The sequence below is a fragment of the Albimonas pacifica genome, from assembly GCF_900113695.1.
Classification (GTDB): Bacteria; Pseudomonadota; Alphaproteobacteria; order Rhodobacterales; family Rhodobacteraceae; genus Albimonas; species Albimonas pacifica.
Genome location: NZ_FOQH01000003.1, coordinates 360,141 through 382,250 on the forward strand (window position 1 = coordinate 360,141; position 22,110 = coordinate 382,250).

The following is a 22,110-nucleotide window of genomic DNA, read 5'->3' on the forward strand; positions in this document are numbered from 1 at the left end:
CGGGCGACGGCCGGCATGGCGGAGGGCGCGCGCCCGCGCGTCCGGCCGGGCCGCGGGTCGGGCCCGCGGTCCGGCCGGCGCTCAAGCGGGTCGGGTCAGGCGGCTCGGGGCCCGGCGCCCGGGTCAGGCGGTTCGGGGCCCTGGGCTCGGGGCGCGGGCGACGCGGGGGCTCAGGCGGCGGCGCGGGCGCAGAAGCACGAGGCGTTGACCGGGATGTCGGCCCGCGCCGCGGCGATGTCGAGGCGCTGGCGGATCAGCCTGCCCTCGGCCGTGTCCGCCGCGCCCCGCGCCTCGAGGCACTGCATCAGGCCGCGCAGGCTCCAGACGTTGTCGGGGTGCACGCAGGCCCGGCTGAGCTTGCGCCCCAGGCCCAGGTCCTCGCGGTAGGCGGCCTCGGCCTCCTCGACCCGGCCCTGCTCCAGCAGCAGGGCGCCCAGCGCGTGGCGGGCGGGCTGCATCCAGCCCCAGGGCTCGTCGTAGGGGAGCGCGTCGTCCCGCGCCACCGACAGGCGCAGGGCGGCGAAGGCGGCGTCGAACTCGCCCTTGCGGTAGAGGATCTCGCCCTCCAGCATCGCCTCGGCGATGGCCAGCAGGTCGATGCAGCGGTTGTTGTGCAGGAGGCGCGAGGCGGGCACCTGCGCCTTGGCCTCGGCGAAGAGCGCCTGCTCGCGCTCCGCCGCCTCGACCTCGCCCAGAGCGGCGTGGGCGACCCCCTTGGCGTAGCGCCAGAGCGCGGTGAGGTTGCGCCAGATCTCCGGGGTTTCCGGCATCGGCGCGGCGATGATCTCGCGCCAGCGGCCGAAGCGGACCAGCACGTGGGGCTCCATCCCCAGGTAGCTCTCGAAATAGTCGGCCATGGGCGGCGAGGGGATCTCGAGCAGGTCCGGGGGCGTGATCGCGACCATCTCGGCGCAGGCGTCCAGCGCCGGCTGCATCTGGCCCAGGAACATCGCCCCGTAGATGGCGAAGTGGTAGTTGTGCAGCCGGTAGCCGGCATAGATGTTGTAGGGCCCGAGGCGCTCGTAATAGAGGCGGTCGCGCTCGATCGCCTTCAGGTTCCAGTGCAGCACGTCGCGGTAGTGGCCGCAGAGCACGTCGATATGCGTCGGCATGTGGATCAGGTGGCCCGCGTCGGGGACCAGCTCGCGCAGGCGGTCGCCCTGCTTCAGGGCGAGTTCGGGCGTCGCCGACATCTCCATCAGGTGGACGTAGAGGTGCAGGGCGCCGGGGTGGTCCCAGGCGGCGGGGTCCTCGCGGAAGGCCCGCTCCAGCACCGCCTGCGCCTCCAGCGCGCCGGAGCGCGGGGCCGGCTCGCCCGAGGCGAGGTCCCACATCCGCCAGGGCGTCACGTTCATGATCGCCTCGACGAAGACGGTCGCCACCTCCAGGTCGTCGGGCAGGCGGGCGTAGGCCGCGCGCATCGCGGCGGCGTAGGCCTCGTCCCAGGCGCGCATGTCGTCGAGCGGTTCGGGCCGGGGGTAGCGGGCGGGCAGGGCCTCGATCAGGGCGCGCTCGGGCTCGCTCGCGCCGGGGGCGAGCGCCAGGGCCCGCGCGGTCGCCGCATGCGCCTCGCCCAGGCGCTCGGCGCGCATCGTGGCGTCCATCTTCGCCCAGGGCATGTTGTAGTTGGGCCCCAGCGCATAGGCGAGGCCCCACCAGGCCATGGCGCAGCCCGGGTCCGCGTCGAGCGCGCGGCGGAAGCAGGCGACGGCCTCCTCGTGGGAATAGCCGTAGGTCCAGATCAGCCCGCGGTCGAACCACAGCTGCGCCTCGGGCGAGGCGGCGGTCACCCGCCGCGAATAGACGTCGACGTCGAAATAGCCGTCCATGGCCGCACCCTCCCCCTCGCGTGGTCGGGCGAGGATAGCATCCGCGCCGGCCGGGCGAAGGGGGGAAAGCGCCTCAGCCCATCGCCGCCACCGCCCTGTGGCGGGGGCAGGTCGCGAGGTGGTCGTTCACGAAGCCGGTGGCCTGCATGAAGGCGTAGACGATGGTCGGGCCGCAGAAGCGGAAGCCGCGGGCCTTGAGCGCCCTGGAGACCTCGCGCGAGAGCGGCGTCTCGGCCGGCACCTCGCCCATCGCGGCGAAGTCGTTCTGCAGGGGGCGGCCGTCGACGAAGTCCCACAGGAAGCGCGAGAAGCCCTGCTCCCCCTCGATCTCGATCCAGGCGCGGGCGTTGCCGATGGCGGCCTCGATCTTGCCGCGGTGGCGCACGATGCCGGGATCGGCGAGGGCGGCGGCGATCTCGGGCTCGCCCCAGCGGACCAGTTTCGCGGGGTCGAATCCCTCGAAGCGGGCGCGGAAGGCGTCGCGCTTGCGCAGGATGGTGATCCAGGCGAGGCCGGCCTGGAATCCGTCCAGCATCAGCTTCTCGTAGAGCGCGCGTCCGTCGCGCTCGGGCACGCCCCATTCCGTGTCGTGGTAGGCGACGTAGAGCGGATCGGTCCCGCACCAGGGGCAGCGATCAACCATAGGGCGAACTCCGGCTTGACTCGAATCGGGACAAAAGTAGAACATGAACGCACCGGCCGCCAGAACCTGCAGGGGCATGCGGCGGCCGGACAGGGGAGGGTCCGGAATGGCGGATCGTGAACGCGGCGACGGGCCCGGGCGGCCGGCGTCCGGGGACCCCCGGCGCGGCCGCGGGGCGCGGCGCCCGGCGGGTTCCGGGCTGCGGGCGCCCGCGGGCGCGGATCCCGCGCGGGACGCGGCGCTGGCGGCGGAGGCGCTGGGCTCGGGCCGGCTGCGGCTGGCCTTGCAGCCGGTGCGCCCGGCGACGCGGCCCGACCGGCTGTGTTTCAGGGAGGCGCTGGCGCGCGTCGAGACGCCGGACGGCGCGCTGCTCTCCGCCTCCCGCTTCGCCGAGACGCTGGAGCGGCAGGGGCTGGCGCCGGCGCTCGACCGCGCGGCGCTGGCGCTGACCATGGGCCTGCTGCGGCGGGACCGGGGGGCGCGGCTGTCGGTGAACGTCTCGGCGACCACGGTGGGCGACCGGCGCTGGAGCCTGCTGCTGGACGCGGCGGCGGAGACCGATCCCGACGCCGCCCGCCGCCTGATCGTGGAGCTGACCGAGACCGCCCGCGCCGACCCGGCCGCGGCGCTCGCCTTCCGCGACCGGGTGGCGGCGCGCGGCGCGGCCTTCGCGCTGGACGATTTCGGCGCCGGCCACGCCGACGCCGAGGCCGCGCGCGCCCTGCGCCCGGACGTGCTGAAGCTGGACGCGGGCCTGTGCGCCGACGACGCGGCGGTGGCCGTGGCGGTGGCGCTCGCCTGGGAGCTGGAGGCGATGACCGTGGCCGAGGGAGTGGAGCGTCGGGCCGACGCCCTCCGCCTCGCCGCGCTGGGCATCGACGCGCTGCAGGGCCGCCTCACCGGCGAGCCGGTCTGCCAGGCGGCCTGACGGAGGCGGGAGGCGAGGGGCCAGGGATCTGCCGCAGGCGCGGGGCGACCGGGGCGGGCGGCAGCGGCGGCACGCCCGGGGCCTGCGTCGGGAGACGGACGCCCGCCGGCGGCGGCAGGGGCCGCGCGGGGCGTCCGCGCCGGGACGGCCGTGCTGCCGCAGCCGTTCCATCGCGGCCGGTCCGGGCCGGCGTCTGCGGGCTCCGGCGCATGCGTCGGGGGCCGGACATGTGGCCGGACATGCGGACGGGCGGGCCTGGGGCCCGCCCGTTCCGTCCCGTCCGGGGACGGTCGGCCGATTACTCGCCCTTGTCGCGGGCCAGCGCGTCGAGCCGGGCCTGCATCGCCTCGAGCTGCTCCTTGAGCGAGGCGAGGTCGCCGGTGGTGCGCTGCACGGGCGGCTCGGTCGGGGCCTGGGGCGGCTTGGGCGCGTCGACGGGCCGGCCGGCGGCGAAGGGGGCGAACATGCGCATGGCGTTCTCGAAGAACTCCATGTTCGACTTGGCCATCGACTCGAAGTTGGCCAGCGCCGGATTGGCGCCGAAGGCCGCCGTGACCTGGTCGCGAAGCTGTTCCTGGTTGCGGGTGAAGGTCTCCATCGAGGCCTCCAGGTAGCCCGGAACCACGCCCTGCAGCGTGTCGCCGTAGAGGCGGATGAGCTGCCGCAGGAAGCTGATCGGCAGCATGTTCTGCCCCTTGGCTTCCTCTTCGAAGATGATCTGGGTCAGCACCGAGCGGGTGATGTCCTCGCCGGTCTTGGCGTCGTAGACCACGAAGTCCTGCCCGTCGCGCACCATCTGGGCCAGGTGATCGAGCGTGACGTAGCTGCTCTTGGCCGTGTTGTAGAGACGCCGGTTGGCGTACTTCTTGATGGTGATCGGCGCGTCGCCCTTCGGCATGTCCTTCGCCAAACCGCAACCCTCCCGTTCCGCCGCGGCTTCGCGGCTTCCGTCCCTGGAAACCTGCGGCCCGGCGCATGAATAGGGGCAGACCCTATCGCGCTTGGCGCGGCGCCGCAAACGCGATTTCCGCAGCCGCGAAGCGTGGACGGCGACGACGCGGCCCGCGCCCGGCAATTCGTTTCCGCACGCGGCGCGCGAGCGGGCGAATCGCCCGCTCCGCCGCCGCGCGAACGGCCCGGGCCGGGGGCCGGGGCGCCGGGCCGCGTCCCGGCGCCCGCGGTTCGGCGCCGCGGCGCGTTGTGGCCGCGGCCCGCCGGCGCTAGGCTGACCTCCGTCGAGGGTTGGGAGTCGACCGTGGCGCGCAGGGAGATCGACGGCGATGGCGCAGGCCCGCAGGCCCATGGCGCGGGGCCGCATGCGGGGCAGTCGCGTGCGGCGCAGGACGCGGCGGGCGACGCCCCGGGGCGTGCGGCGGCGCGTTACCTCGACGCCTGGGACGCGAACCAGTCGGAAGTCTCGCGCCTCGGCCCGCAGGTCCTGCCCGGAGTTCCCGGCTTCGGCCGCTGAGGCGCCCCGTCCCGAATCGACCCCCGATCCGTCCATCCCCGGTCCGTCCATCCCCGACCCCTCGGACCAGATCCCCGACCGGCGCGGCCTGCCCTCGCCGCTGCTGATGCATCTGGCCGCCGCGGCGGCGAACTACAGCCAGGCGATCTCCCTGCAGGCGCTGGCGGACGACCCGCGCTTTCCCTGGACGCCCGAGGTGAAGCCGGAGGGGCGCGCCTCGGGCAAGAGCCTGTCGGAGGCGGGGCGCGAGGCGCCCTTCGCCGTCGCCGCCGAGGCCGGCCGCCGCCTGCGCGAGATGCTCGAGGGGATCGAGCGCTACCAGGCCCATCCCCTGCGCCGCGCCCTGCCGGAGCCGCCGGTCGTGTGGGCCGAGGGCGCCGCGCGGCTGCTCGACTACGGGCTGCCGGGCGCGCGGGGACCGGTGGTGCTGGCGACGCCCTCGCTGGTCAACCGGGCCTATATCCTCGACCTGCATCCCGCCCGCTCGCTGATGCGCTGGCTGGCGGGGCAGGGGATGCGGCCGCTGCTGCTCGACTGGGGGCTGCCGGGGCCGGCGGAGGCGGGCTTCGACCTCTCCGACTATTTCCGCGAGCGCGTGGCGCCGGCGGCCGAGACCGCGGCGGCGCTGGCGCGCGAGACGGGGCAGGGGGCGCCCGCGCAGCTCGGCTACTGCATGGGCGGCGCCTTCGCCACCGCGCTCGCGGCCCGGGCGCCGGCGCTCGTCGGCCGGCTGGCGCTGATCGGCTCGCCCTGGGATTTCTCGCGGCTGCAGGGGCTTGGCGAGGTCATCGCCGCGCTGGCGGCGAAGGAGGACCCGGCCTCGGTCCGCGCCCGCATCCTGGCGGTGGGCGAGGCGCTGGGGGCGGTGCCGGTGGACGCGCTGCAGACGCTGTTCGCCGCGCTCGACCCGACGCTGGCGCTGCGCAAGTTCCGCCGCTTCGCCCGCCAGCCGGAGGGCCTGTCGGCCGAGCTGTTCGTGGCGACCGAGGACTGGCTGAACGACGGCGTCACCCTCTCGGCCCCCGCCGCGGCCGAGATCGCGACCGGCTGGTACATGCGCAACCTGACCGCGAAGGGGGAGTGGATCCTCGACGGCGAGCCGGTGGTGCCGGAGGCGGTCGAGGCCCCCACGCTCGCGTTCTGCGCCCCCTCCGACCGGATCGCGCCGCCGGGCTGCGCCGAGGCGCTGCCCCGCGCGATCCCCGGCGCGCGCCTGCGCCGGCCGCGCACCGGGCACGTGGGCATGATCATCGGCTCGCGCGCCGAGGCGGAGGTCTGGGGCCCCCTCGCGCGCTTTCTCGCGGGGGACTGAGGGGCCCTTCCTCCCATGGTCGCATCGCTTCCGTGGGGGCGCCCTGCGCCGCGACGCTTTCACGAAAGCCGTCGAGCGACTAGGTTGCGGAGGAAACCGAGCGGGCAAGTCGCCGCAGCGTCAATCCCGTGGTCGACATCGCGGCGGGCCTCGGTATGTTGCGCTGCAACAAGAGATCGGCGGGTTCGGCGCGCAGGGCGCGCGGACCCGGACATCCCGGCCCGCGCGGGCTTTGCGCGGACCCAGACGTGGAGGAAGACTCGATGACGGACGTGGTGATCGCGGGCGCGGCCCGCACGGCCGTGGGCAGCTTCAACGGCGCCTTCGCCGACGTTCCGGCGCATGAGCTGGGCGCGACGGCGATCAAGGCCGCTCTGGCCCGGGCCGGCGTCGAGGCCGGCGAGGTCTCGGAAACCATCCTCGGCCAGGTGCTGACCGCCAACCAGGGCATGAACCCCGCCCGCCAGGCCCATATCGCCGCCGGCCTGCCCGAGGCGAGCGCCGCCTGGACGGTGAACCAGGTCTGCGGCTCGGGCCTGCGGACGGTGGCGCTGGGCGCCCAGCACATCCTGCTCGGCGACGCCGACGTGGTGGTCGCCGGCGGGCAGGAGAGCATGTCGATGTGCCCCCACGCCGCCCACCTGCGCGCGGGCAAGAAGATGGGCGACATGCAGTTCGTCGACCTGATGATCAAGGACGGGCTGTGGGACGCCTTCAACGGCTACCACATGGGCATCACCGCCGAGAACGTGGCCGAGGGCTGGCAGATCTCCCGCGACATGCAGGACGAGTTCGCGGTGGCCTCGCAGAACAAGGCCGAGGCCGCCCAGAAGGCCGGCCGCTTCGCCGACGAGATCACGCCGGTGACGATCAAGACCCGCAAGGGCGACGTCGTGGTCGACGCCGACGAGTACATCCGCCACGGCGCCACGCTCGACGCCATGGCCAAGCTGCGCCCGGCCTTCAAGAAGGACGGCTCGGTGACCGCGGCCAACGCCTCGGGCATCAACGACGGCGCGGCGGCGATCGTGCTGATGAAGGCGGCCGCGGCCGGGTCCAAGGGCGTGAAGCCGCTGGCGCGGATCGCGGGCTACGCGACCGCCGGCCTCGATCCCAAGATCATGGGCATGGGCCCGGTCCACGCCTCGCGCAAGGCGCTGGCCAAGGCGGGCTGGAAGGTCGAGGACCTCGAGCTGGTCGAGGCCAACGAGGCCTTCGCCGCCCAGGCCTGCGCGGTGAACAAGGACATGGGCTGGGATCCGGCCATCGTGAACGTCAACGGCGGCGCCATCGCCATCGGCCACCCCATCGGGGCCTCGGGCGCGCGGGTGCTGACCACGCTGCTCTACGAGATGCAGAAGCGGGACGCCAAGAAGGGCCTCGCCACGCTGTGCATCGGCGGCGGCATGGGCGTCGCGGTCTGCGTCGAGCGGGACTGATCCCGCCGGGCGCCCCCGCCGCCTGACGGCGGGGGCGCCGCGCTGCGCGATCGGTGAAACCGCAGCGAAATATTCATGCGCATGACGGCCTGACGCCTTGAAGAATGTTGCGCGTTAGGGTCTAGGTGAGCGTCCCGACGCACCCGCCCCGGCCGGCGGGCGGGGCGGACACGCGGACGAAACTCGGGCCTCGGGCGGCGCAGACCGCCTGGGGCAGGACTGGACTGACAGGAGGGAATCCCATGGCACGTGTGGCGGTGGTCACCGGCGGCAGCCGCGGCATCGGCGCGGCGATCTCGATCGCGCTGAAGGCGGCGGGCTACTCGGTCGCGGCGAATTACGCCGGCAACGACGAGGCGGCCGAGGCGTTCAAGAAGGAGACCGGGATCCCGGTCTACAAGTGGTCGGTGGCCGACTACGACGACTGCAAGGCGGGCATCGAGAAGATCGAGGCCGACCTGGGCCCCGTCGACGTGCTGGTCAACAACGCCGGCATCACCCGCGACGGCATGTTCCACCGCATGACGCCGGACATGTGGAAGGCGGTGATCGACACCAACCTGACGGGCCTGTTCAACATGACCCACCAGGTCTGGCCGGGGATGCGCGAGCGCAAGTTCGGCCGGGTGATCAACATCTCCTCGATCAACGGCCAGAAGGGCCAGGCGGGCCAGGCCAACTACTCGGCCGCCAAGGCCGGCGACCTGGGCTTCACCAAGGCGCTGGCGCAGGAGGGCGCGCGCGCCGGGATCACCGTCAACGCGATCTGCCCGGGCTACATCGGCACCGACATGGTGATGGCGGTGCCCGAGAAGGTGCGCGAGCAGATCATCGCCCAGATCCCCGTCGGCCGCCTGGGCGAGCCCGACGAGATCGCGCGCTGCGTGGCCTTCCTCGCCTCCGACGACGCGGGCTTCATCACCGGCTCGACGATCTCGGCCAACGGCGGCCAGTTCATGAGCTGACCGGCGCGCCCCGGCGCGCGCGCCGGGCTCCGGAGCCTTTCGACGCCCGGCCGCGGAGACGCGGCCGGGCGTTCGCGTCCGGGGGCTTTCGCCCGTCGGTCGAACGCTGCTTTCCGGCCGACCGGTCATCTCCCCCTTGGAAAAGGGAAGGGTTCCGAATTATCAAGGAGGGGACAAACCCGCGCCGCGGCCCCTCCTGGACCGCGCCGACAGACGCGGGGACGACAAGGGAGGCGAGTCCGCTCCATGGCGCATGCCGTCGCACAGAGCGACCGGGCCCTGGCCGAGACGGCCGCGGCCGAGGCCGAGGCGGAACGGGAACGGCGCAAGGTCCTGACCGGAATCGGATGGATGGTGGTGACGACGCTGCTGTTCGTCTGCGTGACCGGCATCGTGCGCCATGTCGGGCCGGCGGCCCCGGCGGTGGAGGTCGCCTTCATCCGCTACGGCGTGGGAATCGTGCTGATCCTGCCGATCCTGCGGCAGATGATGCGCAAGCCCCCCTCGCGCCGGGCCTGGACCTTCTTCGCCTCGCGCGGGGTGGTGCACGCGATGGGGGTGATGCTGTGGTTCTACGCCATGGCCCACATCCCCATGGCCGAGGTCACGGCGCTGAGCTACGTGGCGCCGATCTTCGTGGCCGTGGGCGCGGCGATCTTCCTCGGCGAGAAGCTGCAGCTGCCCCGGATGCTCGCCATCGGCGCGGGCATCGTCGGCGCGCTGGTGATCCTCCGCCCGGGGTTCGAGGAGATCAAGCTCGGCCAGCTCGCCCAGATCGGCGCGGCGCCCTGCTTCGCGGCCTCGTTCCTGATCGCCAAGGGGCTGACCCGGCGCGAGGATCCGACCGTGATCGTCGCCATGCTGTCGCTGTTCACCACCATCGCGCTGGCGCCCGCCGCGATCGCCGTCTGGGTGCCGCCCAGCTGGGAGATGATCGGCTGGCTGAGCCTGTGCGCGGTCTTCGCCACCGCCGGGCACTGGACGATGACCAAGGCCTTCCAGTGCGCCCCGATCACCGTCACCCAGCCGGTGCAGTTCCTGCAGCTGGTCTGGGCCACGATCCTGGGCATCGTCGCCTTCGGCGAGCCCATCGACCCCTGGGTGATCCTGGGCGGCGGCATCGTGGTCGCCGCGGCCACCTACATCGCCCATCGCGAGCGGCTGAACGCCCGGCGCGCCGTCACCCCGCCCGCCGTCGCCACCAAGACCTGAGGCCCCCGCAGACCGGGCCGCCCCGGCCCTCGCGTCGCTTGACAGCGGAGGCCGGGGAGACGAAACCTGCACCCAGCGCATGGTTCCGATGGGCCGCCTCTCAAGGCGGGCCGGGATGAAAACGGGAATGCGGAGAGGGTCGACCCACGTCGGGGGCCCGAAGCCGCAGCCGCCCCCGCGACTGTATGCGGCGAGCGCGCCCCAGGACGCCACCGGAAACGGGAAGGCGGGGCGCACGTGGAGGAGCCGACAGGCCCCTCCGGAGCCGCGAGCCAGGAGACCTGCCAGGCGCCCGATGAAACCCCGAATCCGTCCGGGTGGGACGGAGAGGAGACAGAACAGATGACGACCGCTTCCAAGTCCGCTTCCCGCGCGCTCGACCGCGAGCTTCTCGCCGTGGTCTTCGCCATCGTGGCCGGCGGCTTCCTGGTGTTCGGGGCGGGCTTCGCCAACTCGGCGGCGCTGCACGACGCGGGTCACGACTCGCGCCACTCGATGGCCTTCCCCTGCCACTGAGGCGATGACCTCCCGACTGCTCGCCAGCGCGCTGTTCGCTGGCTTGGCTGCAGGGCTTGCAAGCGCGGCTCTGCAGCAATGGTTCACCGTGCCCGTCATCGAGGTCGCCGAGCTCTACGAGTCCGGCGAGATGACCCATGACTTCGGTCAGGCCGCGGCCGGCGCCCACGATCATGGCGACGGGCACACCCACGCCGACGGCGCGGCCGACGGGCATTCCCATGCCGCGGACGCGGCGGACGGCCATTCCCACGCCGCCACGGCGGACGACGGGCATTCCCACGCCGCGGGCGCGGACGCCGGGCATTCCCATGCCGCCGACGCCCAGGGCCACAGCCATGGCGACGGGCCCGAGGGGCTGATGCGCACCGGGCTGACGGCGCTGACCACGGTGCTCGCCATGGTCGGCTTCGGGCTGCTGCTGACCGCGGGCTTCTCGCTCGCCGAGCGGCTGACCGGCGCGCGCATCGACCTGCGCGCGGGGCTGGCCTGGGGGGCGGCGGGCTTCGCCGCGACCCAGCTCGCCACCGCCGTGGGCCTGCCGCCGGAGCTTCCGGGATCCGCCGCCGCCGAGCTCGGCGCCCGGCAGACCTGGTGGGTGATGGCGGCGCTGGGCACCGCCGCGGGGATCGCCGTGCTGGCCTATGTCCCCGGTCCCGCCCGCTGGGCGGGCCTGGTCCTGATCGCCGCGCCGCACCTGGTCGGCGCGCCGCATCCGGACCAGATGTGGGGCGTGGTCCCGCCCGAGCTCGCCGGGATCTTCGCGGCCCGCGTGCTCGCGGTCGGCGCGGTGGGATGGCTGGTGCTGGGCGGCGTCGCCGGGCACCTGTGGTCCCGGGCGCGCCCGGCCTGACCTGACCTCTCGCGCCGGCGCGGGCCCGTCCCGCGCCGGCGTCCCCTTTCGGCGGCCGCCGCCTCCGCTGCTCCGGCCGCCCGTTCCGCCGCCCCCCGGAGGGAGAGCGCCCATGCCCGCCAAGATCCCCGCCACCGTCGTCACCGGCTTCCTCGGCGCCGGCAAGACCACGCTGGTCCGCCACCTGCTGACCCACGCCCAGGGCCGCCGCATCGCCCTGATCGTCAACGAGTTCGGAGAGCTCGGCGTCGACGGCGAGATTCTGAAGTCCTGCGGGATCGAGGGCTGCTCGGACGACGACGTGGTCGAGCTCGCCAACGGCTGCATCTGCTGCACCGTGGCCGAGGACTTCCTGCCGGCCATGAAGGCCCTGCTGGACCGTCCGAATCCGCCCGAGCACATCGTGATCGAGACCTCGGGCCTCGCGCTGCCGCAGCCGCTGGTGCGCGCCTTCAACTGGCCCGAGGTTCGCTCCCGCGTGACCGTCGACGGCGTGGTGACCGTGGTCGACGGCCCCGCGGTGGCCGCCGGCCGCTTCGCCGCGGACGAGGCCGCCGTCTCCGCCCAGCGCGAGGCGGACGACTCGATCGACCACGAGACCCCCCTCTCGGAGCTGTTCGAGGATCAGCTCGCCTGCGCCGACATGATCGTGGTGAACAAGGCCGACCTGATGGACGGCGGCGCCGGAGCGACCGCCGCCGCCCTGCGCGAGCGCGCGCGGCGCGGCGTGCAGGTGATCGAGGCCGCCATGGGCGCCGTCGATCCCGCGGTTCTGCTGGGCCTCGGCGTCGGCGCCGAGAACGACATGGAGGCGCGCCACGAGGTGCACCACCATCACCACCACCACGACGACGATCATGACGACGATGGTCATGGGGACCACGACGATCATGACCACGAGCACGAGCACGGCCATGACGAGTTCGAGAGCTTCCACGTCGATCTGCCCGAGCTGCCCGACCCCGCCGCCTTCCAGGCCGCGGTCTCCGAGATCATCGCCGCCCACGACCTGCTGCGCGTGAAGGGCTTCGCGGCCGTCTCCGGCAAGCCGATGCGCCTGCTGATCCAGGCGGTGGGCCCCCGCGTCGACGCCCATTTCGACCGCCCCTTCGCGGCCGGCGAGGCGCGCGCGACCCGGCTGGTGGTGATCGGCCTCGCCGGCATCGACCGTCCGGCGGTGACGGCGGCCCTGACCGCCGCGGCGTCGCCCGAGACCGCGCCCGCCTGATGCACCTGCTCGCCGCCACGCCGGGAGAGATCTCCGACGGGACCGAGCCGGTCGACCCCGCCCAGGACCCCGCGGACCTGGTCTTCGTGTCGGCCGCCGACACCGAGCTGGCGGCGCTCTCCGAAGCCCGCCAGGCGCTGGGGGGGGACGCGCCCTCCCTGCGCCTGGCGCATCTGAACTGGCTGGCGCATCCCTATTCGGTCGACCTCTACCTCGACCGGACGGCCACGAAATCGCGCATGGTCGTCGCCCGGGTGCTGGGCGGCGCCGCCTACTGGCGCTACGGGCTCGAGCAGTTCGCGGCCCGCCTGCACGCGGCCGGCGTGCCCTTCGCCGCGCTGCCCGGCGACGACAAGCCCGACGAGACGCTGGCCCGCCTCTCGACCGTGACCCCCGAGGACTACGCCGCCCTGTGGTCCTTCTGCGTCGAGGGCGGCCCGGACAACGCCCGCGGATTCCTGGCGCATGCCCGCGCCATGCTGGACGGCGCCGAGCGCCCGGAGGCCGCGCGTCCGCTGTTGCGCGCGGGGCTGATCGGGGCCCCTCGCGCGGCCTGGCAGGCGGGGGCGCCGGTGGCTGCCGTCACCGTGTATCGGGCGCTGGTGCAGGGCGCCGGCCTCGCGCCGGTGGAGGCGTTGTGCGCGGCCCTGGCCGAGCGGGGGCTCAACCCGCTGCCGATCTTCGTGGCCTCCCTGAAGGACCCGGTCTCGGCCGCCACCGTCGAGGCGATCTTCGCCGAGACGCCCCCCGACGTGGTGATCAACTGCACCAGCTTCGCCGTCGGCTCGCCCGACAGGCCCGGCGCGGGGACGGTGCTGGACCGTTCCGGCGCGCCGGTGCTGCAGGCGGTGCTCTCGGCCGGGTCCGAGACGGCCTGGGCCGAGGCCGCCCGCGGCTTGTCCGCCCGCGACATCGCCATGAACGTGGCTCTGCCCGAGATCGACGGCCGCATCCTGACCCGCGCCATCGCCTTCAAGGGCGAGACCTGGTTCGACCCCGACACCCAGTGCCCCATCGCCGCCTTCCGCCCCAAACCCGACCGCATCGCCTTCGTGGCGTCCCTCGCCGCCAACTGGGCCCGCCTGCGCCGCGCCGCCCCGGCCGAGCGGCGTGTGGCCCTCGTGCTGGCCAACTACCCCAACAAGGACGGGCGCCTCGCCAACGGCGTCGGCCTCGATACCCCCGCCGGCACGGTCGCGGCTCTGGCCGCGATGAAAGCCGCCGGCTACGGCGTGCAGGACGCCCCCACGGACCCCGCCACGCTGATGGAGGCGATCCTCGCCGGCCCCACCAACTGGCTGACCGACCGCGCCGAGCGCCGGGGCGGCGAGCGCCTGTCCCTGAGCGCCTACCGCAAGGCCTACGCCCGCCTCCCCCAAGCCGCCCGCCAGGCGGTCGAGGACCGGTGGGGCCCGCCCGAGGCCGACCCGTTCCTGGCGGTCTCCGACGGCGCCGAGCCGGCCTTCGCCCTCTCGATCCTGCGCTACGGCAATGCGGTGGTCGGCGTGCAGCCCGCGCGCGGCTACAACATCGACCCCGACGAGACCTACCACGCCCCGGACCTGGCCCCGCCGCACAACTACCTCGCCTTCTACGTCTGGCTGCGCGAGGCGTTCGGCGCCCACGCCCTCGTCCACTTCGGCAAGCACGGCAACCTGGAGTGGCTGCCCGGCAAGGCCGTGGCGCTGGCCGAGGAGGATTTCCCCGAAGCCGTGCTGGGCCCCCTCCCGCATCTCTACCCGTTCATCGTCAACGACCCCGGCGAGGGCACGCAGGCCAAGCGGCGCACCCAGGCGGTGATCGTCGATCACCTGACCCCGCCGCTGACCCGCGCCGAGTCCTACGGCGACCTGCGCGCGCTCGAGGCGCTGGTCGACGAATACTACGAGGCCGCCGGCGTCGACCCCCGGCGCATCGACCACCTGAAGGGCGAGATCCTCTCCCTGATGTCCGCGACGGGCCTCGACGTCGACGTGGGCGCCGAAGGAGACGACGCGGATTCCCGCCTGCAGAAGCTCGACGCCTACCTCTGCGAGCTGAAGGAGAGCCAGATCCGCGACGGTCTCCACATCTTCGGCGCCAGCCCCGAGGGCCGCCTGCGCCGCGACCTCGCCATCGCCCTCGCCCGCGTCCCGCGCGGCGACGGCAGGGGGCCGGACGCCTCGCTGATCCGGGCGCTGGCCGCCGACCTCGCCCTCGACTTCGATCCCCTCGACTGCCCGATGGCCGAGCCCTGGACCGGACCGAAGCCGGACGCGCTGGCCGAGCTCACGCAGGACCCCTGGCGCACCCAGGGCGACGCGGTGGAGCGGCTGGAGCTGCTCGCCATCGCGCTGGTGGAGGGGCGGGCGCAGCCCCCGGGCCCCGCCTCGGCCGAGGTCATGGGACATGTCCGCGACCACATCCTGCCCACGCTCGACGGCTGCGGGCCGGCGGAGATGGGGGCGCTGCTGACCGGGCTGTCAGGGCGGTTCGTGCCGCCGGGCCCGTCCGGAGCGCCGACCCGCGGGCGGCTGGACGTTCTCCCTACCGGCCGGAATTTCTTCTCCGTCGACAGCCGCGCCGTGCCGACGCGGGCGGCCTGGGCGCTGGGCTGGCGCTCGGCCAGCGAGCTGATCGACCGGCACGTGCAGGAGCAGGGCGACTGGCCCCGCACCATGGCCGTCACCGCCTGGGGCACCGCCAACATGCGCACGGGCGGCGACGACATCGCCCAGGCGCTGGCGCTGATGGGGGTGCGGCCGACCTGGGACGACGCCTCGCGCCGGGTGACGGGGTTCGAGATCATCCCCGCCACGGCGCTCGGCCGGCCCCGCGTGGACGTGACGCTCCGCGTCTCCGGTTTCTTCCGCGACGCGTTTCCGGCGCAGGTGGACCTGGTGGCCTCGGCCGCCGCCGCGGTCATGCGGCTCGACGAGCCGGAAGCCGAAAACCCCGCCGCCGGCCGCTTCCGCCGCGAATCCGAGACCATCGGCGAGACCCGCGCCCTGCGCCGCGTCTTCGGCTCCAAGCCCGGGGCCTATGGCGCGGGACTTCAGGCGATGATCGACGAGAAGCTGTGGACGAACCGCGCCGACCTCGCCGACGCCTACCTGGAATGGGGCGGCTACGCCTACGGGGCGGGGGAGGAAGGGGTCTCGGCCCGCGCCGATCTGGAGACCCGCCTCGCCCTCGTCGAGGCCACCGTCCAGAACCAGGACAACCGCGAGCACGACCTGCTCGACAGCGACGACTACTACCAGTTCGAGGGCGGCATCGCGGCCGCGGTCGAGACCCTGCGCGGGACCGCCCCGATCAGCTACCACACCGACCACTCCCGCCCCGAACGCCCCGTCATCCGCACGCTCGACGAGGAGATCGGCCGCGTGGTCCGCGCCCGCGCCGTCAACCCCAAGTGGATCGAGGGGGTCAGGCGCCACGGCTACAAGGGCGCCTTCGAGATCGCGGCGACGGTCGACTACCTGTTCGCCTTCGCCGCCACGACCCATGCCGTGCGCGACCACCATTTCGATCTGGTCCACGCGGCCTATCTGGAGGACGAGGCCACCCGGGCGTTCCTCGCGGAAAACAACCCCGCCGCCCTGCGCGAGATCGCCGAGCGCTTCCAGGAGGCGATCGAGCGCGACCTGTGGCGCCCGCGGTCCAACTCCGCGCGGGCGCTGCTCGACACGCTGACCGACCGGAGCCCCGCATGACCTACACCGGCCGCTGCCAGTGCGGCGCCTGCCGCTTCGACTTCGAGGGCCCGCCGAACTGGGTCGCGCATTGCCATTGCCTGAGCTGCCGGCGCGCCTCGGGCGCGGCGCTGGTCACCTACGTCGGCGTGCCCGACGGCGCCTGGCGCTGGACGGGGGCCGAGCCGAAGGCGTGGGAAAGCTCGCCCGGCACGCGCTGGCTGCGCTGCGCCGACTGCGGCGCGCTGGTCGCCTACGACGCCGACCGCTACGGGGCCGAGATCCACTTCCCGCTGGCCCTGATCGAGGATCCTGTCGGCCTCGTGCCCGAGGCGCATGCGCGCTGGGACGAGCGGGTCGGCTGGCTCGCCTTCGTCGACGACCTGCCCAAGGAGAGCCGATGATCCGCGCCCTGTTCGTGAGCGGCCTCGCCCGCACCCGAGGCCCCACCGCCGCCCAGGTGTTCGGCGACTGGCCCGGCGTGCGCGCCGACTTCGCGGGCATCGAGCCCGGCGCCGACGCGCGCCTGAGCCCGGAGCAGCTGGACTGGGCCGACCGCATCTATTGCTTCGAGCCGCGCCACAAGACGCGGATCGCGGCCCTGCACGGGCGCTCGCTGCGCGGCCGCACCGTCTATACGCTGGACGTGCCCGACCTCTACACCTTCATGCAGCCCGAGTTGGTGGAGCTGCTGGTGAACCGCGTCGGCCCCGACCTGAAGTCCGCCTGAGGGAGGCCGAGATGTCCGAGAAACCCCCTGTCGACGACGAGCGCCACGCCGCCAAGATGGCGAAGAAGAAGGCCGCCCGCGACAAGATCATGGCCACCAAGACCGACGAGAAGGGCCTGATCGTCGTCCACACCGGCAAGGGCAAGGGCAAGTCCACCGCCGCCTTCGGCATGATCTTCCGCTGCATCGCCCACGGGATGCCCTGCGCCGTCGTGCAGTTCATCAAGGGCGGCATGGCCACCGGCGAGCGCTCCCTGATCCAGGACCGCTTCTCGGACCTGTGCGAGTTCCACGCCATGGGCGAGGGCTTCACCTGGGAGACGCAGGACCGCGCCCGCGACATCGAGATGGCGCAGGCGGCGTGGGAGAAGGCCAGGGAGCTGATCCGCGATCCGAAACACCGCATGGTGCTGCTGGACGAGATCAACATCGCGCTGCGCTACGACTACCTCGACATCGACGAGGTGGTGACCTTCCTCGTCGAGGAGAAGCCCGCGATGACCCATGTCGTCCTCACCGGCCGCAACGCCAAGGACGAGCTGCTGGAGATCGCCGACCTCGCCACCGAGATGGAGCTGCTCAAGCACCCGTTCCGCTCCGGCGTGAAGGCGCAGATCGGGGTGGAATTCTGAGCGCGGCGGCCGCGTCGCGCCGTGTCCCGGGCCTGACCCGGGACCTCCCGCGGCCGGCCGCAGGCGCGGGGAGGCAGGCGTCATGCCCGCGATCATGATCCAGGGCGCCGGCTCCAACGTCGGCAAGTCGGTGCTGGCGGCGGGGCTGTGCCGGGCGGCGGCGCGCCGGGGCCTTTCCGTGCGGCCGTTCAAGCCGCAGAACATGTCCAACAACGCCGCCGTCACCGAGGACGGGGGCGAGATCGGCCGCGCCCAGGCGCTGCAGGCCATGGCCTGCGGGGTCGCGCCCCATACCGACATGAACCCGGTGCTGCTGAAGCCCGAGACCGACGTCGGCGCGCAGGTCGTGGTGCAGGGAAAGCGCGTCGCGACCTGCAAGGCGCGCGACTACGCCCGGCTGAAGCCCTCGCTGATGGCGCCGGTGCTGGAGAGCTTCCGGCGCCTGGCCGCCGGCTGCGACCTGGTGGTGGTCGAGGGCGCGGGCTCGCCGGCCGAGGTGAACCTGCGCGCCAACGACATCGCCAACATGGGCTTCGCCGAGGCCGCCGACGTGCCCGTGGTGCTGGTGGGCGACATCGACCGCGGCGGGGTGATCGCCCAGCTGGTCGGCACGCTCGCGGTGCTGGACCCGGCGGACGCGGCCCGGATCAAGGGCTTCGTGATCAACAAGTTCCGCGGCGATCCCAGCCTCTTCGACGACGGCTACCGGCTGATCGAGGCGCGCACCGGCTGGCGGGGCCTGGGCGTCGCGCCCTGGTTCGCCTCCGCCTCCCGCCTGCCGGCGGAGGATGCGCTGGACGTGGCCTCGGGCGGCTCGGGCGCGCTGAAGGTGGTCTGCCCGCTGCTCTCGCGCATCGCCAATTTCGACGACCTCGACCCGCTGAAGCTGGAGCCCTCGGTCGCCGTCGAGATGATCCGCCCCGGCCGGCCGCTGCCGGGCGACGCCGACGTGGTGATCCTGCCGGGATCGAAGTCCACCCGCGGGGATCTCGCCTTCCTGCGCGCGCAGGGCTGGGACGTGGACCTGGCGGGGCATGTGCGCCGCGGGGGGCGGGTGCTGGGCCTCTGCGGCGGCTACCAGATGCTGGGCCGCGCGGTGATCGACGCCGATGGGATCGAGGGGGAGCCGGGGGAGACGCCGGGCCTGGGTCTCCTCGACGTCGTCACCCGCATGACCCCCGCCAAGCGGCTCGAGCGGGTGGCCGCCCGCCATCTCGCGACCGGCCGCGGGGTCGAGGGCTACGAGATGCACATCGGCGTCACCGAGGGGCCCGACCGCGCCCGTCCGGTGCTGGAGATCGAGGGGCCGGGCGGTCCGCGGCCCGAGGGCGCCGCCTCCGCCGACGGGCGCATCGCGGGGACCTACGTGCACGGGCTCTTCGCCCAGGACGGGTTCCGGGCGGCCTGGCTCGAGGGCTTCGGCGCCGCCGCCTCCGGTCTCGGCTACGGGGCGGAGGTGGAGGCGGCGCTGGATGCGCTCGCCGACCATCTCGAGGCGCATCTCGACGTCGAGGGGATGCTGGCGATCGCCGGCGCGCGCCGGGCCGGCCGCCGGCCTCAGAAGGTCAGCGCCCAGATCAGCCCCAGCGACGCCGCGGTCAGCCAGACCATGCGGCGGTAGAGGTCGAGCGCGCGGCGCAGGTCGGCGGCGACCGGGTCGGGCGCCTCGGCGTTCAGCCAGGGCTCGTGCGCGACGTGGGCGCCGTAGACCCGCGGGCCCGACAGGCGGATGTCGAGCGCGCCGGCGAGCGCCGACTCGGGCCAGCCGGCGTTGGGGGAGCGGTGGTTGCGCGCGTCGCGGCGCATCACCCGCAGCGGCTGCTCCGGCCGGCCGGAGGCGAGCGCGAAGAGCGCCCCCGTCAGCCGCGCGGGAACCCAGTTCGCCACGTCGTCGAGGCGCGCGGCGAAGCGGCCGAAGGCCTCGTGGCGCGCGTCGCGGTGGCCGATCATCGAATCGAGCGTGTTGATCGCCTTGTAGGCCACGATCCCCGGCAGGCCGAACAGCGCGCCCCAGAACAGCGGCGCCACGACCCCGTCGGAGGCGTTCTCGGCCAGGCTCTCCATCGCCGCGCGGGCGAGGCCGGCCTCGTCGAGCGTGTTGGGATCGCGGCCCACGATGCGCGAGACGGCGAGCCGGGCGCCGTCGATGTCGCGCGCCTCCAGCGCGTCGGCCACCGGGGCGACGTGGTCGTGGAGCGAGCGGGCGGCGACGAAGGGCCAGGCGAGCACGCCGGCCAGCGCCACCCCCAGGATCCCCCCCGGCAGCAGCGCCAGAGCCAGGACCGCCGCCGCCACCGAGGCGCCGATCACCAGGAGCGCGGCGCGCAGGCCGGCGGCGCGGCGGCTTTCCCAGTCCTCGTCCTCGCGGTTCCAGCGCAGGTCGAAGCGGTCGATCAGCCCGCCCATCCAGACCACGGGATGCGAGATCCGACGGTGCAGCCGTTCCGGCCAGCCGGCGAAGGCCTCGATCCCGAGGGCGATCAACATGACGAGGGCGCCGGTCATCGCCGGGATCTCCCATGAAAGGGCGAAGAAGTGGTTGACGCGGCCCCCGCGCGACGCGCGAAACGCCCCGAAGGGGCGCCTGCACGCCGTCGCCCGGCCGCGCCGCAGGGAGCGCGAGCCGCCCCGAAGGGGCGCCCCACCTGAGGAACCCCGAAGGGGCGCCCGACCTGAGCCGCCCCGGAGGGGCGCCGGCCTCGGACGGCCCCGCGGGGGCCTGTCGTGCGCATCGCGCTCAGAGCTTGCCGGAGACGCCGGCGCTCTCGAAGCTCGCCATCTCGCGCAGCATCGCGGCGGCGGACTTGACCAGCGGCCAGGCGAGCAGGGCGCCGGTGCCCTCGCCCAGGCGCAGGTCCAGCTCCAGCAGCGCCTGCCCGCCGAGGTGGTCGAGCGCGGCGCGGTGGCCCAGTTCGGCCGAGCGGTGGCAGTAGACGAAGGCCGGCTCGCAGCCCGGTTCCAGCGCGCGGGCGGCCATGGCGGCGGCGGTGGCGATGAAGCCGTCGACCAGGACGACCTTGCGCAGCCCGGCCGCGCCGATCATCGCGCCGGCCATCATCGCGATCTCGAACCCGCCGTATTCGGCGAGCGCCTGCTCGGCCGTCAGCGCCCCGGTGCGGGCGGCGGCCCGCTCCAGCACCGCGAGCTTGCGCGTCAGGCCCGCGTCGTCGAGCCCGGTGCCCCGCCCGGTCAGCAGGTCGAGCGGCAGGCCCGAGAGCTTGTGGATCACCAGCGAGGCGGAGGCGGTGTTGGCGATGCCCATCTCGCCGAAGGCGAGCGCGTGGGCCTCCGAGCCCTCCGCCAGCGCGCGCCCCGCGGCGATCGCCTTCGCCAGCGTCCCGGGCGTCATCGCCGGGCCCTGGGAGCTGTCGGCGGTTCCCGGGCCCATGCGGCGGTCGATCAGGTCGGGGTGGTCGATGGCCTCGGCGATGCCCGTGTCGACGACCTTCAGGTCCACGCCGGTGGCGCGGGCGAAGACGTTGGCGGCCGCGCCGCCGGCGAGGAAGTTCAGCGCCATCTGCGCCGTCACCGCCTGCGGGAAGGCCGAGACGCCCTGCGCCGCGATGCCGTGGTCGCCGGCGAAGATGATCAGCTCGCAGGTCTCCACCGACGGCTCGGTGGTGCCCTTCAGGGCGGCGATGCGGGCGGCGAGGTCCTCGATCCGCCCCAGCGCGCCCAGCGGCTTGGTCTTGCCGTCGATCGCGCGCCGGATCGCGGCGGCGAGCTGCGGATCGCAGGCGAGGGCGTCGGCGGGGGTCAGGTCCTGCATCGGGGGCTCCTGCAGCGTCTGGATCGGCGCGGACCCTACGGGCGGCGGCGCCCCCGCGCAAGACGAGCCGCGGGGGCCGGGTCGACAGCTGTCGACTCGCGCGCGGCGCTCGGCCAGCGACGGCGCGGAGGCGGATCCCGACGCCCCCTCCGGCCCGCCCCTCTGGCCTGGGCGGGCGCAAGCGCATAGGGGTGGGCGCAGGACGCTGTCGGGAGGATCGGTGATGGCGCAGACCAAGGCGCGGCACGCGCTGGTGCTGGGGGGCGCGCGCTCGGGCAAGACCTCGTGCGCGCAGGGCTGGGCCGAGGCGCTGGGGCCGGCGCGGGTCTACCTCGCCACCGGCCAGGCCTTCGACGCCGAGATGGAGGACCGCATCGCCCGCCACAAGGCCGAGCGGGGCGAGGGCTGGTCGACGGTGGAGGAGCCGCTGGACCTGCCCGCCGCCCTCGCGCTGGCCGCCGCCGCGCCGGGACCTGCGGCGCCGGACGTGCTGCTGGTCGACTGTCTGACGCTGTGGCTCTCGAACCTGATGCACCACGACCGCGACCCGGAGGCGGAGACGGCGGCGCTGCTGGCCGCCCTGGCGCAGGCGCCGCGCCCGGTGATCCTGGTCTCCAACGAGCTCGGCCTGGGCCTGGTGCCCGAGACCCCTCTCGGCCGCGCCTTCCGCGACGCGCAGGGGCGGCTGAACCAGGCGGCGGCGGCGGCGGTCGACGACGTGATCTTCGTCGCCGCCGGCCTGCCGCTGGTCCTGAAGGGCGCGCTTCCCGCCTGATGCTCCCGGCGCGCCCGGGCGCCGCCCTGGCCTCCGCACGACCCGGCGGAGAACGCCTCCGGACCCTCCGACCCGCCCCCAGGGCGCCCCAGCCCCGAGCCGGGGCCTCCCGCCGGCCGCGGGCGGGGCGGACGAGG

20 protein-coding genes and 1 riboswitch are annotated in these 22,110 nt (G+C 74.2%); of the genes, 15 read left to right on the forward strand and 5 right to left on the reverse strand.

Translation table 11 applies throughout. From position 1 onward, the window contains the following. Positions 1–170: 170 nt before the first annotated feature. A complete protein-coding gene (locus BM064_RS07355) occupies positions 171–1,829 on the reverse strand; it encodes a tetratricopeptide repeat protein (protein ID WP_092859098.1) in 1,659 nt (552 codons plus the stop codon). Between the two features lie 73 nt (positions 1,830–1,902). Beyond that, entirely contained in the window at positions 1,903–2,472 is a 570-nt protein-coding gene (locus BM064_RS07360) for a DNA-3-methyladenine glycosylase I (protein ID WP_092859099.1), read from the reverse strand. 106 nt (positions 2,473–2,578) lie between these two features. Here BM064_RS07360 and BM064_RS07365 point away from each other — a divergent pair, with 106 nt between their 5' ends. After that, the gene (locus BM064_RS07365; protein WP_143103278.1) at positions 2,579–3,400 is read left to right on the forward strand and encodes an EAL domain-containing protein; all 822 of its coding nucleotides are present in this window, start codon (positions 2,579–2,581) and stop codon (positions 3,398–3,400) included. Between the two features lie 298 nt (positions 3,401–3,698). Here BM064_RS07365 and phaR read toward each other — a convergent pair whose 3' ends face one another. Next, positions 3,699–4,310 carry a polyhydroxyalkanoate synthesis repressor PhaR gene (gene phaR, locus BM064_RS07370; protein ID WP_245779083.1) on the reverse strand — a complete coding sequence of 204 codons (612 nt, stop codon included), beginning with the start codon at positions 4,308–4,310 and terminating at the stop codon, positions 3,699–3,701. Between the two features lie 345 nt (positions 4,311–4,655). Here phaR and BM064_RS07375 point away from each other — a divergent pair, with 345 nt between their 5' ends. The 13 genes from BM064_RS07375 to BM064_RS07435 all read left to right on the forward strand — a co-directional run bounded on the left by BM064_RS07375 (position 4,656) and on the right by BM064_RS07435 (position 19,050). Further along, a complete protein-coding gene (locus tag BM064_RS07375; RefSeq protein WP_092859101.1) occupies positions 4,656–4,868 on the forward strand; it encodes a hypothetical protein in 213 nt (70 codons plus the stop codon). A 106-nt stretch (positions 4,869–4,974) separates the two neighbouring features. Further along, on the forward strand, positions 4,975–6,180 hold the full coding sequence (locus BM064_RS07380; protein ID WP_092859102.1) for an alpha/beta fold hydrolase: 1,206 nt from the start codon (positions 4,975–4,977) through the stop codon (positions 6,178–6,180). Positions 6,181–6,443: 263 nt separating this feature from the next. Then, positions 6,444–7,619 (forward strand): acetyl-CoA C-acetyltransferase, encoded by a 1,176-nt coding sequence (locus BM064_RS07385; protein ID WP_092859103.1) that lies wholly within the window; start codon positions 6,444–6,446, stop codon positions 7,617–7,619. Between the two features lie 242 nt (positions 7,620–7,861). Further along, positions 7,862–8,584, forward strand: a complete 723-nt coding sequence (phbB, locus tag BM064_RS07390) for a beta-ketoacyl-ACP reductase (RefSeq protein ID WP_092859104.1) — start codon at positions 7,862–7,864, stop codon at positions 8,582–8,584. A gap of 246 nt (positions 8,585–8,830) precedes the next feature. Further along, the gene (locus BM064_RS07395; RefSeq protein WP_092859105.1) at positions 8,831–9,796 is read left to right on the forward strand and encodes a DMT family transporter; all 966 of its coding nucleotides are present in this window, start codon (positions 8,831–8,833) and stop codon (positions 9,794–9,796) included. A gap of 63 nt (positions 9,797–9,859) precedes the next feature. Continuing rightward, positions 9,860–10,099, forward strand: a riboswitch (cobalamin riboswitch). Positions 10,100–10,138: 39 nt separating this feature from the next. Next, positions 10,139–10,312 (forward strand): CbtB domain-containing protein, encoded by a 174-nt coding sequence (locus BM064_RS07400; protein WP_092859106.1) that lies wholly within the window; start codon positions 10,139–10,141, stop codon positions 10,310–10,312. A 4-nt stretch (positions 10,313–10,316) separates the two neighbouring features. Next, complete coding sequence (locus BM064_RS07405) at positions 10,317–11,165, forward strand: CbtA family protein (RefSeq protein ID WP_092859107.1); 849 nt, start codon at positions 10,317–10,319, stop codon at positions 11,163–11,165. A gap of 112 nt (positions 11,166–11,277) precedes the next feature. Then, the gene (gene cobW, locus BM064_RS07410) at positions 11,278–12,393 is read left to right on the forward strand and encodes a cobalamin biosynthesis protein CobW (RefSeq protein WP_092859108.1); all 1,116 of its coding nucleotides are present in this window, start codon (positions 11,278–11,280) and stop codon (positions 12,391–12,393) included. Continuing rightward, on the forward strand, positions 12,393–16,088 hold the full coding sequence (gene cobN / locus BM064_RS07415) for a cobaltochelatase subunit CobN (protein WP_092859109.1): 3,696 nt from the start codon (positions 12,393–12,395) through the stop codon (positions 16,086–16,088). Before cobW ends, cobN begins: the two co-directional genes overlap by 1 nt. Next, entirely contained in the window at positions 16,085–16,471 is a 387-nt protein-coding gene (locus BM064_RS07420; RefSeq protein ID WP_092859110.1) for a GFA family protein, read from the forward strand. The genes cobN and BM064_RS07420 overlap by 4 nt, the downstream gene beginning before the upstream one ends. Further along, the gene (locus BM064_RS07425; RefSeq protein WP_092859111.1) at positions 16,468–16,797 is read left to right on the forward strand and encodes a phosphotyrosine protein phosphatase; all 330 of its coding nucleotides are present in this window, start codon (positions 16,468–16,470) and stop codon (positions 16,795–16,797) included. The genes BM064_RS07420 and BM064_RS07425 overlap by 4 nt, the downstream gene beginning before the upstream one ends. Positions 16,798–16,808: 11 nt before the next feature. Beyond that, positions 16,809–17,429 carry a cob(I)yrinic acid a,c-diamide adenosyltransferase gene (gene cobO / locus BM064_RS07430; RefSeq protein WP_092859112.1) on the forward strand — a complete coding sequence of 207 codons (621 nt, stop codon included), beginning with the start codon at positions 16,809–16,811 and terminating at the stop codon, positions 17,427–17,429. 82 nt (positions 17,430–17,511) lie between these two features. Continuing rightward, positions 17,512–19,050 (forward strand): cobyric acid synthase, encoded by a 1,539-nt coding sequence (locus BM064_RS07435; protein WP_092859113.1) that lies wholly within the window; start codon positions 17,512–17,514, stop codon positions 19,048–19,050. On the opposite strand, the gene cbiB is transcribed toward BM064_RS07435, so the two are convergent. Then, complete coding sequence (cbiB, locus tag BM064_RS07440; protein WP_092859114.1) at positions 18,987–19,934, reverse strand: adenosylcobinamide-phosphate synthase CbiB; 948 nt, start codon at positions 19,932–19,934, stop codon at positions 18,987–18,989. The two genes, BM064_RS07435 and cbiB, sit on opposite strands and share 64 nt — an antisense overlap. A gap of 232 nt (positions 19,935–20,166) precedes the next feature. Then, positions 20,167–21,198 (reverse strand): nicotinate-nucleotide--dimethylbenzimidazole phosphoribosyltransferase, encoded by a 1,032-nt coding sequence (cobT, locus tag BM064_RS07445; RefSeq protein ID WP_092859115.1) that lies wholly within the window; start codon positions 21,196–21,198, stop codon positions 20,167–20,169. Between the two features lie 223 nt (positions 21,199–21,421). Between cobT and cobU the strand changes: the two genes are divergently transcribed. Further along, positions 21,422–21,973 (forward strand): bifunctional adenosylcobinamide kinase/adenosylcobinamide-phosphate guanylyltransferase, encoded by a 552-nt coding sequence (gene cobU, locus BM064_RS07450; RefSeq protein ID WP_092859116.1) that lies wholly within the window; start codon positions 21,422–21,424, stop codon positions 21,971–21,973. Positions 21,974–22,110: the final 137 nt, after the last annotated feature.

What these genes read in the sequence shown, in the direction of transcription:
- BM064_RS07355 (WP_092859098.1), bottom strand. Translation starts at nt 1,829, where the DNA reads ATGGACGGCTATTTCGACGTCGACGTCTATTCGCGGCGGGTGACCGCC.
- BM064_RS07360 (WP_092859099.1), bottom strand. Translation starts at nt 2,472, where the DNA reads ATGGTTGATCGCTGCCCCTGGTGCGGGACCGATCCGCTCTACGTCGCC.
- BM064_RS07365 (WP_143103278.1), top strand. Translation starts at nt 2,579, where the DNA reads ATGGCGGATCGTGAACGCGGCGACGGGCCCGGGCGGCCGGCGTCCGGG.
- BM064_RS07380 (WP_092859102.1), top strand. Translation starts at nt 4,975, where the DNA reads ATGCATCTGGCCGCCGCGGCGGCGAACTACAGCCAGGCGATCTCCCTG.
- BM064_RS07385 (WP_092859103.1), top strand. Translation starts at nt 6,444, where the DNA reads ATGACGGACGTGGTGATCGCGGGCGCGGCCCGCACGGCCGTGGGCAGC.
- phbB (WP_092859104.1), top strand. Translation starts at nt 7,862, where the DNA reads ATGGCACGTGTGGCGGTGGTCACCGGCGGCAGCCGCGGCATCGGCGCG.
- BM064_RS07395 (WP_092859105.1), top strand. Translation starts at nt 8,831, where the DNA reads ATGGCGCATGCCGTCGCACAGAGCGACCGGGCCCTGGCCGAGACGGCC.
- BM064_RS07400 (WP_092859106.1), top strand. Translation starts at nt 10,139, where the DNA reads ATGACGACCGCTTCCAAGTCCGCTTCCCGCGCGCTCGACCGCGAGCTT.
- BM064_RS07405 (WP_092859107.1), top strand. Translation starts at nt 10,317, where the DNA reads ATGACCTCCCGACTGCTCGCCAGCGCGCTGTTCGCTGGCTTGGCTGCA.
- cobW (WP_092859108.1), top strand. Translation starts at nt 11,278, where the DNA reads ATGCCCGCCAAGATCCCCGCCACCGTCGTCACCGGCTTCCTCGGCGCC.
- cobN (WP_092859109.1), top strand. Translation starts at nt 12,393, where the DNA reads ATGCACCTGCTCGCCGCCACGCCGGGAGAGATCTCCGACGGGACCGAG.
- BM064_RS07420 (WP_092859110.1), top strand. Translation starts at nt 16,085, where the DNA reads ATGACCTACACCGGCCGCTGCCAGTGCGGCGCCTGCCGCTTCGACTTC.
- BM064_RS07425 (WP_092859111.1), top strand. Translation starts at nt 16,468, where the DNA reads ATGATCCGCGCCCTGTTCGTGAGCGGCCTCGCCCGCACCCGAGGCCCC.
- cobO (WP_092859112.1), top strand. Translation starts at nt 16,809, where the DNA reads ATGTCCGAGAAACCCCCTGTCGACGACGAGCGCCACGCCGCCAAGATG.
- BM064_RS07435 (WP_092859113.1), top strand. Translation starts at nt 17,512, where the DNA reads ATGCCCGCGATCATGATCCAGGGCGCCGGCTCCAACGTCGGCAAGTCG.
- cbiB (WP_092859114.1), bottom strand. Translation starts at nt 19,934, where the DNA reads ATGACCGGCGCCCTCGTCATGTTGATCGCCCTCGGGATCGAGGCCTTC.
- cobT (WP_092859115.1), bottom strand. Translation starts at nt 21,198, where the DNA reads ATGCAGGACCTGACCCCCGCCGACGCCCTCGCCTGCGATCCGCAGCTC.
- cobU (WP_092859116.1), top strand. Translation starts at nt 21,422, where the DNA reads ATGGCGCAGACCAAGGCGCGGCACGCGCTGGTGCTGGGGGGCGCGCGC.